Source organism: Alkalisalibacterium limincola (assembly GCF_008017755.1).
In the GTDB taxonomy this organism is placed as follows: Bacteria; Pseudomonadota; Gammaproteobacteria; order Xanthomonadales; family Xanthomonadaceae; genus Alkalisalibacterium; species Alkalisalibacterium limincola.
In genome coordinates, this window is record NZ_VRTS01000008.1 from 24,386 (window position 1) to 40,317 (window position 15,932).

Here is a 15,932-nt window from a genome sequence, read left to right on the forward strand (position 1 = left end):
GTTGACGGGACCAGACCGACCGAATGAAGAAAGCCCACCTCTACCTGCTCGCCCTGGTCATCGCGGCGCTGGCCACTGCAGCCATCGTCTACAAATCGCAGGTCCTGAAGTTCCCCCTGACGCCCGACGCCAGCGTCGAGGTGTGGACCCTGCAGGCCCGGATCGAGTACCAGCCGCGCCGCGGACCCAACACGGTCACGCTGCAGCTGCCGGCACACACGCCGGGCTACCAGGTGCTCGAGGAACGTTTCGTTGCGCGCAACTACTCCAAGCTCGAGGAGCAGCACGGCGACGGCCGCGAGGTGCAGTGGGCGATCCGTCGGGCCACGGGCGCCCAGGCCCTGTATTACCGCGCCACGGTCGTGCGCGACCCGGTGCGTGAACAGCAGCGCCTGCCCTACGAGCCCACCCTGGCCGACCCGCCGCTGCTGCAGGAGCCCGAGGCCACCGCCGCGGCGACGCTGCTCGACCAGGTGCGCGACCAGTCCGCCGACATCGTCACCTACGCGCGTGAACTGGTGCGGCGCTTCAACGAGACGCCCGCCTCGCAGGAGGTTTCGCTGCTGGCCGATGGCCTGGCCGATGAGCAGCGCCGCGCGCACTTCGTGGCCCAGCTGCTGGCGATCCGCAACATCCCGGCGCGCGTGGTCATGGGCACAACGCTGGGGGAAGGGCAGGGTGCCACCGAGCTGCGGCCGTGGCTGATCGTCCACAACGGGGCGCAGTGGACGATGATCGACCCGCGCTCCGGCGCCACCGGCTTCCCCGAGGACCTGTTCCTGTGGAATGCGAGCGATCGCCCGCTGCTGGTCATCGACGGCAATCCCAATGCCACCGTGCAGTTCACGGTGGGTCGCAACCTGGCCGACGCGCTGGCCCTGGCCGAGCGCCGGCTCGAGGTGCAGGACGCGAACCTGGTGCGCTACTCGCTGCTCAGCCTGCCGCTGCAGTCGCAGTCGACCTACAGGGTGCTGCTGATGGTCCCGGTGGGCGCCTTCATCATGCTCCTGTTGCGCAACATCATCGGCGTGAAGACCTTCGGCACGTTCATGCCGGTGCTCATCGCGATCTCGTTCCGCGACACCGGCCTGGTGGCCGGCGTGGTGCTGTTCACGCTGGTGGTCAGCATCGGCCTGCTGATCCGCTTCTACCTGGAGCGCCTGCGATTGCTGCTGGTGCCACGCCTGACCGCGGTGCTGATCGTGGTCGTGCTGCTGATGGCCGGCGTGAGCGTGCTGGCGAACCAGCTCAACATCGAGGTCGGACTTTCCGTGGCGCTGTTCCCGATGGTGATCATGGCGATGACGATCGAGCGCATGTCGGTGACCTGGGAGGAGCGTGGCGCCTCCGCCGCGATCACCGAGGGCGTGGGTTCCATGGTCGTGGCCGTGCTGGCCTACTTCGCGATGAGCTGGCCGGCGCTGGTGCACCTTGTCTTCGTCTATCCGGAGTTCCTGCTGCTGCTGTTCGCGGCCTCCCTGGTGCTGGGGCGCTATTCGGGCTACCGCCTGTCGGAGCTGCTGCGTTTCCGCAACCTCGCCCGGGAGGCAGCCGATGACCCGATCACGCCTCCGGTGGCGCGCAGCGAGGCCGACCGGGCGGACGGCAGCCCGCGGACGGCGGGCTGAGGACCGGCGCCGTGGCCTCCCTGTTCAATCCCTTCGGCATTGCCCGCAAGCTCGGCCGCATCGGCCTGATGGGGCTGAACCAGCGCAACGCGGATTTCATCCTGATGTACAACCCGCGCCGCTTCTACCCGCGCGTGGACGACAAGCTGCTGACCAAGAAGCTGGCGATCAAGGCCGGGCTGCCGGTGCCCGACCTGTACGCGGTCGTGCGCGAGGAACACGAGATCCACGACCTGCACGCGAAGCTCGCCACGCGCGAGCAGTTCGTCATCAAGCCCGCGCACGGCTCCGGGGGTGACGGCATCCTTGTGATCACCGGCCGTCGCGGCGATCGCTACCGGCGATCCAGCGGCCAGCTGATGACCCATGACGACCTAGAGCACCATGTGTCCAACGGCCTGTCCGGCCTGTTCTCGCTCGGCGGCCAGCCCGACCACATGATCGTGGAGTACTGCGTCCAGTTCGACCCGATCTTCGACCAGGTCAGCTTCAAGGGCGTGCCGGACGTGCGCATCATCGTCTTCCTGGGTTATCCGGTCATGGCCATGATCCGGCTGCCCACGCGCATGTCCGATGGCAAGGCCAACCTGCACCAGGGCGCGATCGGCGTCGGCATCGACATCCCCACCGGGCGTACCCGCCGCGGCGTGTGGGGCACCGAGATCATCGGCGAGCATCCCGACACCGAGCGCAGCATCGTCGACCTGGAGATTCCCAGCTGGAGCACCCTGCTGGAGATGGCCTCGCGCTGCTACGAGCTGTCCGGGCTGGGTTACGTCGGCGTGGACTTCGTCCTCGACCGCACCCGTGGCCCACTGATCCTCGAGCTCAACGCCGGCCGGGCCTGGCGATCCAGATCGCGAACCGCAACGGGTTGTTCCAGCGCCTGGACAAGGTGCAGGCGCTGGAGCGCAACAAGACCCTGTCGAGCGACCCGCTGGAGCGCGTGGCATTCGCCCGCGAGCACTTCGCGACCGTGGGCTGACACGCCGCGACATTCGGCGACCTCACCCCGGGCTAACGCTGTTCCCAGCAAATTAAGGTTACCGGGGTTAGAACCTGAACAACCCCAACGCCAGGATGCGGACATGAATCGACTCAAGACCCTGACCGCATGTGTGGTCGTGGGCGCAGCGCTCACCGCCGCGTGCACGACCGCTCCGAGTGGCCGCCAACAACTGCTGATGCTTTCCGACAGCGAACTCAACCAGCTCGGCGCACAGTCGTTCGAGCAGCTCAAGGCCGAGCAGCCGCTGTCGAGGAACGCCGCCCACCAGCGTTACGTGGGTTGCGTGGTGAACGCGCTGGTGGCCGAACTGCCGCAGGAATGGCGCTCCCAGGCCTGGGAAGTGCAGGTGTTCGCCGACGAGTCGCCCAATGCGTTCGCCCTGCCGGGAGGCAAGGTCGGCGTCAACGCCGGCATGATCAACCTCGCCCAGAACCAAGACCAGCTCGCCGCGGTCATCGGCCACGAGATCGGGCACGTCATCTTCCGCCACGCCAACGAGCGCATGTCGCGCTCCGCCCTGGTGGGTGCCGGCGTGCAGGCCGGCGGCGCCCTGGCGGGCACGCGGACCAGCCCCGAAACCGCGCGTACCGTGGCCGGATTGCTCGGCGCCGGCGCCCAACTCGGCGTGATGTTGCCGTTTTCCCGGGAACAAGAGCGCGAAGTTGATGTCTATGGACAGGACCTGATGGCGAAAGCCGGGTTCGACCCCGCCGAGGCCTCGCGCCTTTGGCAGAACATGATTGCCGCCAGCGGCCGAAGCGCCGGTGCCGTGCAGGTGCTTTCCACCCACCCCGACCCGCAGGCCCGGGCCAGCGCACTGGAACAGCGCGCCCCCGCGCTCCGGCCCCAATACGAAGCCGCTCGCGCCCAGGGCAAACGACCCGCCTGCGGCTGAGCACACAATTCCGGGGAACGCCCGCCCTTGAGCGTGATTCCCGTTAACAGGTACGCTTGAGCGTTCCACTTTGGCCACCGTCCGTTGCCACGAAACGGTCGATGCTGCAAAGAAAGAGGCTATGCCCATGAACCACCCACTGATCATCAAGACCGCACTCGCCGCCGCTCTCGGGCTGGCCCTGACGGCGATTCCTTCGCCAGCCGACGCGCAGCGCAGCACCGCTGAGCGGCAGGCGGCGCGCGAAGCCCGCGAGGATAGAGGAACCCGCCAGACCGAGACCTTGTTCCCGAACGCCACGCGGCAGTCGCCGACGGCCACGGTGAGCCAGCGCATGGCGCCGCGCGTCCAGCGGCTCGACGACATGCTCGAGGGGCCGGAGAACGCGCAGGAGGTCGTCGCCGAAGCGCAGCGCCTGATCAACGACCGCAACGCGAATGCGTACGTGAAGTCGATCGCGTACGTGCGCATGGCCGACGCCTACGAAGAGCTGGGCGACTGGGACAACTCCTTCGCCTCGCTCGAGCGCGCACTGCAGGAGGACGGTTTCTCCAACGACAACCACTACCAGACCATGCTGCGCCTCGGCCAGACCCTGGTCATCGAGGAGCGGACCGAGCAAGGCCTGGCCTGGCTGGCGCGCTTCTTCGAGGAAAGCCGCTCCGAGCGCCCCGAGCACCTGGCACTGATGGGCAACGTGTACTACCAGGCCGAGCGCTTCCCGGAGGCGGTCGAGTACATCAACCGCGCCATCGCGGTCTCGGACTCGCCCAACCCGCAGTGGAACCAGATCCTGATGGCCAGCTACGCCGAGATGGGGCAGAGCGACCAGGCGGTCCGCGTGGCCACCGAGCTTGCCGCTGCGAGCCCGGACAACAAGCAGCTGGTGATGAACCTGGCGTCGGCGCACCTGCAGGCCGACAACTACGAACAGGCCGCCGAAGTCCTGCAGGACGCGCGTCGCCGTGGGCTGTTCGACTCCGGGCAGGACTACCGCCACCTGGCCAGCATCCTGCTCAACACGGACAACCAGGAGGCCCAGGCCGCGAGCGTGCTGCAGGAAGGCCTCGACAAGGGCATGGTCGAGGGCGACTTCGACACGTACTTCATGCTGGGGCAGGCCTACTACTTCTCCGACCAGTACGACGGGGCCATCCGCGCCTGGACCGAGGCGGCGAAGACCGCGCCCAACGGCGAGGCCGCGTTGAACCTCGCCCGCGTCCACTACGACGAGGGCAACTGGGCGGAGGCCCGACGCTATGCAAACGAGGCGATCAGCAAGGGCGTGAGCAACGAGGAAACCGCCCGCAACCTGATCCGCAATGTCGAACTTGAAATGAGCCGATAGGGCGCGCGTCATGGATCCGGGCCCCAGGGATCGGGGCCCGGAACACGCTAGCGACGACGGAATGATTCGGTTACCCTTGACCATTCCGCTGTCGAAACCGTGGCCGTCCCGGTAGTTCCACCGGGTGGCGACAGCAACCGATGTGAAGAAACATGACGACCAGATCCCCGTTTGACTACGACGATGAGCCGGATTCCTTCAGCTGGGCACGTGTGTCGGGCATCGCGTTCGCGATCCTGATCCACGTCACGGCGATCCTGTTCCTGCTGGTGCCGATGAAGGCGTCGGAAGAGCGCAAGGAAGAGGCCGACACGGTCCAGGTGACCTTCATCGAGCCCCCGCCGCCGCCGCCGCCGCCGCCGCCGCCGCCGGAGCCGCCTCGTGTGCCGCCGCCGCGCGTCATCGAGCAGCAGCCGCGCCCGACGCCGACCCCGCCGCCGCCGGAACCGCCGGTCATCTTCGACGACCCGGCCCCGATGGCGATCGAGGCCCCGCCGCCGGCCCCGCCGTCGCCCCCGGCTCCGCCGAGCGACTACGCGGCCAGCGAAAACCCGTCCTACCGCCGCAACAATCCGCCGCGCTACCCGCCCGCCGCCGCCCGTCGTGGCATCGAGGGCGAAGTGGTCCTGCGCGTCACCGTTGGTGTGGATGGTTCGCCGATCGACGTCCAGGTGCACCGTTCGAGCCGCAACCGCGACCTGGATCGCGCGGCCATCGACGCGGTTCGCCGCTGGATGTTCAACCCGCGTCGCGTGAATGGTGAACCGGCCCAGGGCGAAGTCCTGGTGCCCATCAACTTCTCGATGAACTGATTCCCTTTCCTTTTCCCTTCCCGGAAATTCAACCCAAAAGGTAAGCGTTATGTTGCAGGACACCACCACTTCCCCGGCCGCCGCGCCGGCAGCCGCCCCGGTTCAGGGCCTCGAGAGCGGCGTCAGCGGCGCCGAGGCGTTTGGCTTTGACCATATGGTCCGGGAAATGCTGGCGGGCAACGAGACCGTTGCCGGCATCATCTTCCTGATCCTGATCGCCCAGTCGCTGGCGGCGTGGTACTACACGATCGTCAACTGGGTGCGCAACGCGCGCATCAGCTCGCGTGCCGACAAGGTCGTCTCCACCTTCTGGCAGACCACCAATGCGCAGGAAGCGATCCGCTACATGGAAGAGCAGCCGAAGGACGAGCCGTTCTCGAAGATCGCGCTCGACGCCGCCGAGGCCGCTGCCCACCACCAGCGCCACGAGGGCTCGCGCCTGGTCGAGGCCCTGAACCGCTCCGAGTTCATCGACCGCGCCCTGCGCCAGGCCGTGATCCGCGAGAGCTCGCGCCTGGAGAACGGCCTGACCCTGCTCGCCACCGTCGGTTCGACCGCGCCGTTCATCGGCCTGCTCGGCACCGTGTGGAAGATCTACCACGCGCTGATCGGTATCGGTGCGACCGGTTCGGCCTCGATCGACGCCGTTGCCGGCCCCGTCGGTGCCGCGCTGATCATGACCGCCGTCGGCCTGGCCGTCGCGATTCCGGCCGTGATCGCGTACAACGCGTTCAACCGCCAGAACCGTACGATCAACAACAAGTTCGATACCTTCGCGCATGACCTGCACGACTTCTTCGCCATCGGCGCGCGCGTGGGCGAAGCCGCCCCGGCCCCGGTGAAGACGAAGCCGGCTCCGCAGGCCTAAGGGAGTCCAGCCATGGCATTCAGCGCCAACGAGGGCGGCGACGGCGGGTTCACCGAACCCAACGTCGTGCCCCTGGTGGACGTCATGCTGGTGCTGCTGATCATCTTCATGGTCACGGCACCACTGATGAACCACCAGGTGCAGGTCGAACTCCCGGAGGCCACCCTCCTGGTACCGCCTGAGCGTTCCTCCCAGATCATCACCCTGTCCGTGCAGCAGACGGGTGAGCTGTACTGGAACGACCAGCCGATCACCAGGGACATGTTGGAGACCCAGCTGGCCGTGGAGGCGCAGAAGACGCCCCAGCCCCAGCTGGACATCCGGGCCGACGACACCACCCGCTACCAGGTCATCCAGGAGGTCGTGAAGACCGCCCAGCAGGTCGGCATGCGTACCGTGAATTTCGTCGCCACGGTCGAGCGCTGATCAAGGGAGACATTGCAAATGGCTTTTAGTGCAAATGCTGGCGCGGGAATGGCCAACAAGTGCGACATGAACGTCGTGCCGCTCATCGACGTGCTGCTGGTGTTGCTGATCATCTTCATGGTCACGGTGCCGGCCGTGTCGTACCAGATCCAGGTCGACCTGCCGCAGGCCACCCGTAGCCCGCCGCCGACGACCACTCCGCCGCCGCCGATCCGTCTTCGCATCGATGGTGGTGGCCAGCTGTTCTGGGACAACACGCCGATTCCCCGTGCCGCCCTGATGCCGCAGATGCAGCTCGAGGCGGCCCGCGAGATCCAGCCCACGCTGGAGATCCAGACCAGCCCGGACGCGCAGTACCAGGTGCTGGCTTCGGTCCTGGCGACGGCAAGGAACGCGGGCCTGGAGAAGATCGGCTTCGTCGACGATCGCTGATCGGACCCACGTTCAAGCAGAAAGAAAAACGCCGCCCCCAGGGGCGGCGTTTTTCGTTGCAGACCGACGTCTTGTGCCGGATGGCCGTCCGCTCAGCCGCCACCCGCCCCGGCGATGATCTGCAGGTATCGCTTCACCGTATGCTCCAGCCCGTCATACAGCGCCTCGCTGACCAGCGCATGGCCGATGGAGACTTCGGCGACGCCGCCTACCTCCAGCAGGAAGGCGGCCAGGTTCTCCTGGTTCAGGTCGTGGCCGGCGTTCACCCCCAGCCCGGCAGCCTCCGCGGCGCGTGCAGTGGCCCGGCAGTCTGCGAGCGCGGCATCGACCGCGCCCTGCGCATGGGCATGGGCATAGGGGCCGGTATAGATCTCGATGCGCTGGGCACCGATCGCCGATGCCCGCGACAGGTCGCTGGTGCCGGCGTCGATGAACAGGCTGACCCGGCAACCCAGCTCGCGAAGGGCTGCGACCAACGGCGCCAGCCGGTCCGCATCACGGTCCAGGTCGAATCCGTGGTCGGACGTGATCTGGCCGTCGCCATCGGGTACCAGCGTGACCTGCTCGGGACGCACCTGCTCGCACAGCGCCACCAGCCCGGGGTAGTCGCCACGGGGTGGGGCGAAGGGGTTGCCTTCGACATTGAACTCCACCCGACCCGAGCACAGGCGCGCCAGCGCACGCACGTCATCGGGCCGGATGTGGCGGGCGTCCGGACGCGGATGCACGGTGATCCCGTCGGCCCCGGCATCGATCACCGTCGCGGCGGCACGCACGACGTCGGGCTCCAGCCCACCGCGCGAGTTGCGGATCACCGCCACCTTGTTGACGTTGACGCTCAGGCAGGTTCGAGTCATCGGCGAAGGATAGCCGACCGCGCCGCGTCCCGGCAGGTCCACTCGAGCATCAGGACTCGCGCGGCGGCGTGTCCGTGCCGCGGCCCTGGTCCGTCCCGCGGGTGCGCTCGCTCAGGCGCCGCAACTCCTCCGGGCTGAGGATCTGGATCTCATCGCGCGCTGCCCCGCCGACTCGCGCCGAGAGCATCTGCAACAGCCAGACCACCGCCAGCACACCGGCAGCCAGCAGCGAGAGCAGCGCCAACGCGACCGAGGTCGTCGTCAGGGCCAGTACCAGCGCCGCAAGGGCCAACAGCAGGAACAGCCAGTGCATCGCTCCGATCCTTCTCCGTGGTCAGCCCTCAGTCTAGCCGAGCCGGCACCCGCCGGGCACTAGAGCATCGGCGAGGCCAGGCGGGCGAGCGCCTCGGCCAGGGCCTGGGTCCGGGAGATGCGGCGCGGTGCGTGCAGTTCCCGCGAGTCGTTGAGCACTTCCCGGAAGATGCGCTCCAGCTCGCTGCCGACTTCCCTGCCGTGGAACATCACCGAAAGCTCGAAATTGAGCCGGAAGCTGCGATGGTCGAAGTTCGCGCTGCCGACCACGCACAAGTCGGCATCCACCAGCAGGGCCTTGGCGTGCATCATCCGCGGCTGGTATTCGAAGATCCGCACGCCGGCCGACAGCAGCTCGTCGTAATAGGAGCGGGCCGCGGCGCCCACCAGGCGGGAGTCCGGCTCCTTGGGCACCAGCAGGCGCACGTCCAGGCCGCGCATCGCCGCCGAGCACAGCGCCATCAATCCGGCTTCACCGGGGACGAAGTACGGGGTCGCCAGCCACACCGCGCGATCGGCGCGGTGGATCGCCTCGACCTGCAGCCGGTGGATCGGCTCCCAGCGGTTGTCGGGGCCCGACGGCACGACCTGTGCCTGGATCGGACCGACCGGCAGCTCCGGCCACAGGCTGTCGTCCGACAGCGCCACGCCGCTCGCATAGTGCCAGTCCTCCAGGAAGGCCAGCTGCAGCCAACGGACGATCTCGCCGTGCAGTCGCAGGTGCAGGTCGGCATAGGCGGCCGCGGAGCGCCGGCGGTCCTGCTGGTCGGTGATGTTGATTCCCCCGGCATAACCCAGGCGGCCGTCGATGACGACCAGCTTGCGATGCGTGCGCAGGTTCCAGCGTGGACGCCACAGGCGGGACAGGCGCAAGGGGTGGAACCAGGCCACCTCGCCACCCGCCTCGAGCAGGGGCGCGAGGAAGCGGCGCCCCAGCTTCCCCGAGCCGACCGCGTCGACCAGCAGCCGCACCCGCACCCCGGCCCGGGCGCGCTCGACCAGGGCGTCACGCAGCGTCGTGCCGGTCTCGTCGGGCTCGAAGATGTAGTACTCCAGGTGCACATGGAGCTTCGCCTCGCGCACCCCCTCGAGCAGGGCCTCGAAGGCCTGTTCGCCCCCGAGCAGGGCCTTCACTTCCGTGCAGGTGGTCGGATCGTAGCCGGTCGATTGGCTGGCCAGCAGGCCCAGCTGGGTGCGGTCGATGTTCTCCGGCGTCTCGACGATGCGCTTGCGGGTGTCGGCCAGTGCGGCGCGGCTGCGCATGCGCTTGAGCCGCTGCCTGCGAAGTCGCTGCGGCCCCAGGAAGTGGTAGATGATGAAGCCCAGCACCGGCAGCAGGGCCAGCGACAGCACCCAGCTCAGCGTCGCGACGGGCTCGCGCTTCTGCAGCACGATCCATACCGCCAGGATGACGATGTGCACCGTCCACAGGATCGTCAGCCACGCCCAGGGCGAGGCCAGGTGGTCGGTGAGTGCTTCCATACCCTTCTCCTGTCCGGGCTGATTGTGACAAAGACCGGTCCGTTGTGCTGGCGCTCATCGGCCGCGGATAGGATCATGGCTCCACAATTGCACAAGGAGTCGGCGATGAGTGCGTTCGCAATCTACATGGTGGGCCTGGTCGTGCTGATCGGCGGACTGGTCTATGGCGCCCATCTCGCAGGGGCACCGACCACCTGGATCATCGTCGGCGCGATCATCGTCGCCGGCGCCGGCCTGCTCACGGCCGCGACCCGGACCCGCCAGAAGGACCCGCCGGAGGGCTGAGCCCGGGGGCTCAGCCGGCGAACAGCTGCTCGCTGCGCTTGAACAGCACCCAGCTGGTGGCGATGTACTTGTCGCCGCCTTCGGGGCGGTTGCCGCGATGGGTGTGGGTGAACGCAGCGGGTGCGATCAGCAGGCTGCCGGTGCGCGGTCGGATGCAGCGCTCCTGGTAGAGGAACTCCGTCTCGCCGGCGCCGAACCCGTCGTTGAGGTAGATCGTCCACAGCAGCGTGCGGTGCAGGGACTCGCAGCCGGCGTCGCGCGGATAATGTTCACAGTGCCAGTACGGGTAACCGCCCTGGTCGGCGCGATAGCGCTGGATGTTGATGCCGCCGGGCCGGAAGATCGCCTGGGCGATGCCGTCGATGCGGTCCTCGGGCAGTGTGGCGAAGTCCTCGGCCATCAGGCGTCGCGGCGTGCCGGTGACCGGATCGGGGATCTGCAGCATCAATGGCGCGATCAGCGTGTAGGGAAAGGTGCGCAGGTAGCGCTTGAGCCCCTGGAACACGGCCTGGTTGAGTTCGCCTTCCAGCTCGGCCCAAGCGGGATCGCCACTGATGGTGATGTCGCTGCTGTCCTTGAGCTCGGGCATCACCCCGCTGCCCACCTTTCCCGGCGTTGCCTGTCCGCTGGCTTCGAAGCGCTCGATCAGCGCACGGCATCGTGCCGGGGCCAGCGCCTCCTCGTAGACCTCGATGAAATCGGGCTGGGTCATCAGCCGGCCTTGCGGTCGGCTTCGAGGTGATAGGCCGTGGCGACCTCCACTTCCTCGGCCGACCCCAGGAACACCGGGATGCGCTGGTGCAGCGCTTCGGGCTGGATGTCGAGGATCCGCCTGCGGCCGTCGGTGGCCGCGCCGCCGGCCTGTTCGATCAGCATCGCCATCGGATTGGCCTCGTACATCAGCCTGAGCTTGCCGGCCTTGGACGGATCCTTGCGATCCCAGGGATAGATGAAGATGCCACCCCGGTTCATGATGCGATGCACGTCGGCGACCATGCTGGCGATCCAGCGCATGTTGAAGTTCTTTCCGCGCGGTCCGTCCTTGCCGGCCAGCAGCTCGTCGATGTAGCGCTGCATCGGGGTGTCCCAGTGGCGCTGGTTGGACATGTTGATCGCGAACTCGGCCGTGGCGCGCGGCACCTGGATGTCCTTGCGGGTCAACAGGAAGCCGCCGATCTCGCGGTCCATCGTGAAGGCGTGGCTGCCGTTTCCGACGGTGAGGACCAGTTCGGTGCTCGGCCCGTAGATCGCGTAGCCGGCGGCCACCTGCGTGGCGCCGCACTGCAGGAAGTGCGCATCGTCGGCGCCGCTGACACCGTCGGGACAGCGCAGTACCGAGAAGATCGTCCCGACCGACACGTTCACGTCGATGTTGGAACTGCCGTCGAGCGGATCGAACAGCAGCAGGTAGTTGCCCTTCGGGTAGGCATTGGGCACCGGCACCGGGTGGTCCATCTCCTCCGACGCGCAGGCGGCCAGGTGGCCGCCCCATTCGTTGGCCTCCAGCAGGATCTCGTTGGAGATCACGTCGAGCTTCTTCTGCGCCTCGCCCTGCACGTTGCCGGTGCCGGCATCGCCCAGCACGCCGCCCAGCGCCCCCTTTCCGACCGCGATCGAAATGCGCTTGCACGAGCGCGCCACCACTTCGATCAGCAGGCGCAGGTCGGCACTGATATGACCGGCATGCTGCTGCTCGATCAGGAAACGGGTCAGCGAGACGGGGTTGGACATCGGCATCACGATCCGGCAAAGGCAAAGCGTGGATTGTCCGGGCATGGGCCGGCATTGCAAGCACGCCTGGCCCGGCTCATGTCAGAATCGGCGCTGGTCCCCACCGCGCCGACCCTGCCATGAAGAATCGAAGCGTTCTGCTGGTCCCGCTGATCCTGCTGCTGACCGCCTGCCCCGGACCGGACGGGGAGGCGCCGGAGGAACTGCCGTTGCCGCCCGCGCCAACGGCCGCGCAGGGCGAAGTCCAGGGCCGCATCGGCGCGGATGCCGCCGGCACGGGCTGGCAGGTGTGCGGCTTCCAGGTCGATACCGGCGAGGGCACGTGCAGCGGGGTCGAAGCCCCGGTCTACACGCTCGTCCTGCCGGCGGGCCGTTACCACGTGCTCGCCTACGGCCCGGATGGCGCCGTGGGCGCGCACACCGCCAGCACCACCTGCCTGCGCGACGGCGGCGTGGACTGCTCCGATGGCGCGCTGCTGGAGGTCGAGGTGGTGGCGGATTCCCGCGTGCCGGCGATCGACGTGCTGGACTTCAACAACGTGCGGCCCGAGTGGCCGGAGCATCCCTCGCGCTGAGCCGGCGCGGCTGGAACTGCAGCCGGCAGGCAACGCCCGCGCGATCGCGCCTAGACGTCGCCGTCCTTGAGCCAGCCTTCGCCGGTGCCGCGATTGAACACGCGGTCGCCGTCGAGCACGGTGCCGGCCGGGATCGATTCCGCATCGGCCAGGCGTGCGTAAATCGGTGCGAAGTCCGGACGCGTCGCCTCGAACAATTGTTCGAAATCCTCGATGACGAAATAGGTCTTCTGGTAGGTGTCGATGCGGTAGCGGGTACGCATGATCCGCTCGAGGTCGAAGCCGATGCGGTTTGGCGCATCGCTCTCCAGGCAGTGGATCGACTCGCCCTTGGAGCTGAGGATGCCGGCACCGTAGATGCGCAGCCCGTCCTCGCCCTGGATCAGGCCGAACTCGACCGTGTACCAGTACAGCCGCGTCAATGCGGCCAGCGCGTGCTCGCCGAAACCGTGGGCCTTCACGCCACCGCGGCCATAGGCCTCCATGTAGTCGGCGAAGACCGGGTTCATCAGCAGCGGCACGTGGCCGAACAGGTCGTGGAACAGGTCCGGCTCGGACAGGTAGTCGAGCTGCTCGGGCTTGCGGATCCACCAGGTGACGGGGAAGCGGCGGTTGGCCAGGTGGTCGAAGAAGTCCAGTTCCGGCAGCAGTCCTTCCACGCCGATCAGCGTCCAGCCCGTGGTCGCCTTGAGCACTTCGTTGAGCTCGCTGAACTTCGGGATCTGCTCCGCACCCATGCCCATCGCGTCCTGGGCCTCGAGGAACTCGCGGCAGGCCCGCTTGGGCAGGATCTCGCGCTGGCGATGGAACAGCGTCTTCCAGACCTCGTGGTCGGTCGGGGTGTAGGTCTCCCACGGCTGTTCGATGACCGCCGTCGTATAGACGGGGACATAGCCCTTGTCGGTGAGCTGGTGTTCGACGCGCTTGGCTTCGCCCATGGCCGGGACCCTCGAGTTCGGCCTCCCATTATATCCCCTCGTTCGCGCAAGGGACTTGCGTTGTTGCGCGTCGTTACGCTAGTAATGCAATTAAATGAGCTAAAACGAAAGAAAAACGCAATAAATGAGCGCTGATCTGGATCGAATCGACGTGTTGCTGCTCGACCTGCTCCAGCGCGAGGGTCGCATCACCAATGCGGAGCTCGCCCAGCGGGTGAACCTGTCGGCCTCGGCCTGCCTGCGCCGGGTGCAGCGACTGGAGTCCGAAGGCGTCATCAGCGGCTATGGCGCGCGGCTGGAGCCGCGCCAGCTCGGCCTGGGTCTTTCGGCCTTCGTGCGCGTGCAGCTCAGCAGTCATGACGCCGAAGCCGTCCAGGCCTTCGTCGACCGCGTGCAGGCCTGGGACGAGGTCACCGCCTGCCACGCCCTGACCGGGGAGATGGACTACCTGTTGCAGGTGGTGGTGGCCGACCTCGACCACTTCTCGCGCTTCCTGCTCGACCGGCTGCTCAATGCCACCGGTGTCGCCGACGTGAACACCAGTTTCGTGTTGCGAACGGTCAAGGATTCGCGCGTGCTGCCGGTGCAGTGAGCGGCGGTCCGCCCAGGCCGGTGCAGCCCGGGCCTGGGGTGCTCACGGGCGGGCGAAGCGCTCGCCGAAGAAGTTGCCTTCGTTCCACTCCGGGGGGTCGTCGGCTTCGGCCACGTCGCTGCCGATCAACTGGTTGAGCCGCGCCAGCCGCACCGCGGTGGGGTAGTGGATCGGCAGGTCGGCCTGGTCGGACGGCTGGTGGTAGTGGTTGCGCAGGAACTCGCGGGCCTGGGCCTGGGCGTCGACGCCGGCTCGGACGCCTGGATGCCGGCGTCCAGGTACAGCGCCGGGATGCCCTGGCGCACGAACGCGTACTGGTCGCTGCGCACGAAGACCACTTCCTCGGGCATCGGGTCGGGCGAGAGCTGCACGCCGAGGCGGGCGGCGGCGCGTTCGGTGGGACCGCGCAGGCTGCTGTGCTCGATGCCGTAGGGCACGACATCGTCCTGTGCGCTGAACATCAGCGGCATGTCCATGTTGAGGTTGGCCACCAGCCGGCCTTCCAGCCCGGGCTGGCGGGCGAAGTGATGCGCCCCGAGCAGCCCCTTCTCCTCGGCAGTGAGCGCGACGAACACCAGCGTCCGCCGGGGCCTGGCGGTGTCGCGGGACATGCGCGCGGCCTCCAGCATGATCGCCGTGCCCAACGCGTTGTCGTATGCCCCGTTGTAGATGCGGTCGCCATCGACCGGCGCACCGATGCCGACGTGGTCGAGGTGGGCGCTGAACACCACGTGCTCGAGCCGAAGCTCCGGGTCGGTGCCCGGCAGCATCGCGACGACGTTGTGGCTGGTGACCGGCTCGAGCACGCTTCGCTGCGCCAGCGTCAGCGTGCCGGGCAGCTCGAAGGGCTGCAGCGTGCCTGCTTCGAGGTCCTTGAACACGGCGGCAGCGCCCCCGGGCGCCTGGGCCAGCAGCGCCCGCGCTGTCTCGAGGCTGGCCGCGGCGGTGACCTGGAGTTCCGGGAACGTGTCGATCGGGCGACCCTCCTCATCCAGCAGCCGCATTCCCGGGGTCAGCCAGTTGCGTGCGCCACGCGCCCACGGCGCGCGCTCCTCGCGCTCCGGATCGGACAGCATCACCGCGCCGACGGCGCCGCGTGCGGCCAGTGCCGCGAGTTTCTCCCGGCCGGAGGAATGGAACGCACGCGGATCGTTGGGGAATCGCGCCGGTGCGCCGTTGAACATCAACGCGATCTTTCCCTCGACCTCGATGCCGGCGAAGTCGTCGTAGCCGAACTCGGGCGCGTGCACGCCGTAACCGACGAAGACGACCGGTGCGCTGACCCTGCTGCGTTGCACATCGAAGCCGATCGCCGGAAGGAAGTCGCGCTCGAACGCGAACTCCAGTCGCTGGCCGTCGTGCTCGAGGACCAGTTCGGCACCATCCGGGATGCGCAGCCCCTGGACCATCGGCACGGCCCGCAGGTAGCTGCCCGCGTCCCCGCCGGGTTCAAGCCCCATCGCGCGGAAGCGTGCCTCGACATAACGGGCGGCCAGGTCGTAGCCGCGCGTTCCCGCCTGCCGGCCCTCCAGCAGGTCGTCGGCCAGGAAGCGAAGGTCGGCCTCGATGCGTCGCGCGGCGTCCGCGTCGTCATGGGTGGAACCCGGCGACGCCGACAACGGCTGGACGCCGCATCCCGCGAACAACGCGCACGCAGCGAGGAGGAGTGCAGCCGACCGTATCGATCGCGTGGGGATGGGCATGGCAGTTCCGGGCTGGAGAAGCGCGAATACTGCCATGTC

Annotated in this window: 17 protein-coding genes and 1 pseudogene; 11 read left to right on the forward strand and 7 right to left on the reverse strand. The window is 67.9% G+C overall.

The genetic code is table 11. The annotated features are described in order from the left end of the window. Window positions 1-23: 23 nt before the first annotated feature. The 8 genes and pseudogenes from FU658_RS11135 to FU658_RS11170 all read left to right on the forward strand — a co-directional run bounded on the left by FU658_RS11135 (window position 24) and on the right by FU658_RS11170 (window position 7,418). Window positions 24-1,628 carry an inactive transglutaminase family protein gene (locus FU658_RS11135; RefSeq protein ID WP_147892156.1) on the forward strand — a complete coding sequence of 535 codons (1,605 nt, stop codon included), beginning with the start codon at window positions 24-26 and terminating at the stop codon, window positions 1,626-1,628. 11 nt (window positions 1,629-1,639) lie between these two features. Continuing rightward, window positions 1,640-2,452, forward strand: a pseudogene (locus FU658_RS15410) (alpha-L-glutamate ligase-like protein); the annotation flags it as partial. 264 nt (window positions 2,453-2,716) lie between these two features. Next, the gene (locus tag FU658_RS15415) at window positions 2,717-3,532 is read left to right on the forward strand and encodes a M48 family metallopeptidase (RefSeq protein ID WP_147892157.1); all 816 of its coding nucleotides are present in this window, start codon (window positions 2,717-2,719) and stop codon (window positions 3,530-3,532) included. 127 nt (window positions 3,533-3,659) lie between these two features. Beyond that, window positions 3,660-4,880 carry a tetratricopeptide repeat protein gene (locus FU658_RS11150; protein ID WP_187266072.1) on the forward strand — a complete coding sequence of 407 codons (1,221 nt, stop codon included), beginning with the start codon at window positions 3,660-3,662 and terminating at the stop codon, window positions 4,878-4,880. Between the two features lie 152 nt (window positions 4,881-5,032). Further along, window positions 5,033-5,692 carry an energy transducer TonB gene (locus FU658_RS11155; protein ID WP_147892159.1) on the forward strand — a complete coding sequence of 220 codons (660 nt, stop codon included), beginning with the start codon at window positions 5,033-5,035 and terminating at the stop codon, window positions 5,690-5,692. Window positions 5,693-5,846: 154 nt separating this feature from the next. Beyond that, window positions 5,847-6,560 carry a MotA/TolQ/ExbB proton channel family protein gene (locus tag FU658_RS11160; RefSeq protein ID WP_425477612.1) on the forward strand — a complete coding sequence of 238 codons (714 nt, stop codon included), beginning with the start codon at window positions 5,847-5,849 and terminating at the stop codon, window positions 6,558-6,560. Between the two features lie 12 nt (window positions 6,561-6,572). Continuing rightward, window positions 6,573-6,986: an ExbD/TolR family protein gene (locus tag FU658_RS11165; protein ID WP_147892161.1), complete on the forward strand. Its 414-nt coding sequence runs from the start codon at window positions 6,573-6,575 to the stop codon at window positions 6,984-6,986. Window positions 6,987-7,004: 18 nt separating this feature from the next. Beyond that, window positions 7,005-7,418, forward strand: a complete 414-nt coding sequence (locus FU658_RS11170) for an ExbD/TolR family protein (protein ID WP_147892162.1) — start codon at window positions 7,005-7,007, stop codon at window positions 7,416-7,418. Window positions 7,419-7,510: 92 nt separating this feature from the next. Here FU658_RS11170 and FU658_RS11175 read toward each other — a convergent pair whose 3' ends face one another. From FU658_RS11175 to cls, 3 genes are read right to left on the reverse strand one after another with little or no spacing between them, the layout of a single operon-like run. Continuing rightward, the gene (locus FU658_RS11175) at window positions 7,511-8,275 is read right to left on the reverse strand and encodes a pyridoxine 5'-phosphate synthase (RefSeq protein WP_147892163.1); all 765 of its coding nucleotides are present in this window, start codon (window positions 8,273-8,275) and stop codon (window positions 7,511-7,513) included. A gap of 49 nt (window positions 8,276-8,324) precedes the next feature. Then, window positions 8,325-8,588 (reverse strand): hypothetical protein, encoded by a 264-nt coding sequence (locus FU658_RS11180; protein ID WP_147892164.1) that lies wholly within the window; start codon window positions 8,586-8,588, stop codon window positions 8,325-8,327. Window positions 8,589-8,647: 59 nt separating this feature from the next. Beyond that, window positions 8,648-10,069, reverse strand: coding sequence for a cardiolipin synthase (gene cls / locus FU658_RS11185; RefSeq protein WP_147892165.1), 1,422 nt, complete (start codon window positions 10,067-10,069; stop codon window positions 8,648-8,650). A gap of 105 nt (window positions 10,070-10,174) precedes the next feature. On the opposite strand from cls, the gene FU658_RS11190 reads away from it, so the two are divergent. Beyond that, the gene (locus FU658_RS11190) at window positions 10,175-10,354 is read left to right on the forward strand and encodes a SoxR reducing system RseC family protein (protein WP_147892166.1); all 180 of its coding nucleotides are present in this window, start codon (window positions 10,175-10,177) and stop codon (window positions 10,352-10,354) included. A gap of 10 nt (window positions 10,355-10,364) precedes the next feature. Here the strand turns inward: FU658_RS11190 and FU658_RS11195 are convergent, their stop codons facing one another. Continuing rightward, window positions 10,365-11,066 carry a 2OG-Fe(II) oxygenase gene (locus FU658_RS11195; protein ID WP_147892167.1) on the reverse strand — a complete coding sequence of 234 codons (702 nt, stop codon included), beginning with the start codon at window positions 11,064-11,066 and terminating at the stop codon, window positions 10,365-10,367. After that, a complete protein-coding gene (locus FU658_RS11200; RefSeq protein ID WP_147892168.1) occupies window positions 11,066-12,085 on the reverse strand; it encodes a class 1 fructose-bisphosphatase in 1,020 nt (339 codons plus the stop codon). The genes FU658_RS11195 and FU658_RS11200 overlap by 1 nt, the downstream gene beginning before the upstream one ends. A 119-nt stretch (window positions 12,086-12,204) precedes the next feature. Between FU658_RS11200 and FU658_RS11205 the strand changes: the two genes are divergently transcribed. Beyond that, on the forward strand, window positions 12,205-12,660 hold the full coding sequence (locus FU658_RS11205) for a hypothetical protein (RefSeq protein ID WP_147892169.1): 456 nt from the start codon (window positions 12,205-12,207) through the stop codon (window positions 12,658-12,660). A 50-nt stretch (window positions 12,661-12,710) separates the two neighbouring features. Here FU658_RS11205 and phhA read toward each other — a convergent pair whose 3' ends face one another. Then, window positions 12,711-13,598: a phenylalanine 4-monooxygenase gene (gene phhA / locus FU658_RS11210; RefSeq protein ID WP_147892170.1), complete on the reverse strand. Its 888-nt coding sequence runs from the start codon at window positions 13,596-13,598 to the stop codon at window positions 12,711-12,713. Between the two features lie 124 nt (window positions 13,599-13,722). On the opposite strand from phhA, the gene FU658_RS11215 reads away from it, so the two are divergent. Then, complete coding sequence (locus tag FU658_RS11215) at window positions 13,723-14,190, forward strand: Lrp/AsnC family transcriptional regulator (RefSeq protein ID WP_147892171.1); 468 nt, start codon at window positions 13,723-13,725, stop codon at window positions 14,188-14,190. 125 nt (window positions 14,191-14,315) lie between these two features. Here FU658_RS11215 and FU658_RS11220 read toward each other — a convergent pair whose 3' ends face one another. After that, window positions 14,316-15,809 (reverse strand): M28 family metallopeptidase, encoded by a 1,494-nt coding sequence (locus tag FU658_RS11220; RefSeq protein WP_187266073.1) that lies wholly within the window; start codon window positions 15,807-15,809, stop codon window positions 14,316-14,318. Between the last annotated feature and the right edge of the window lie 123 nt (window positions 15,810-15,932).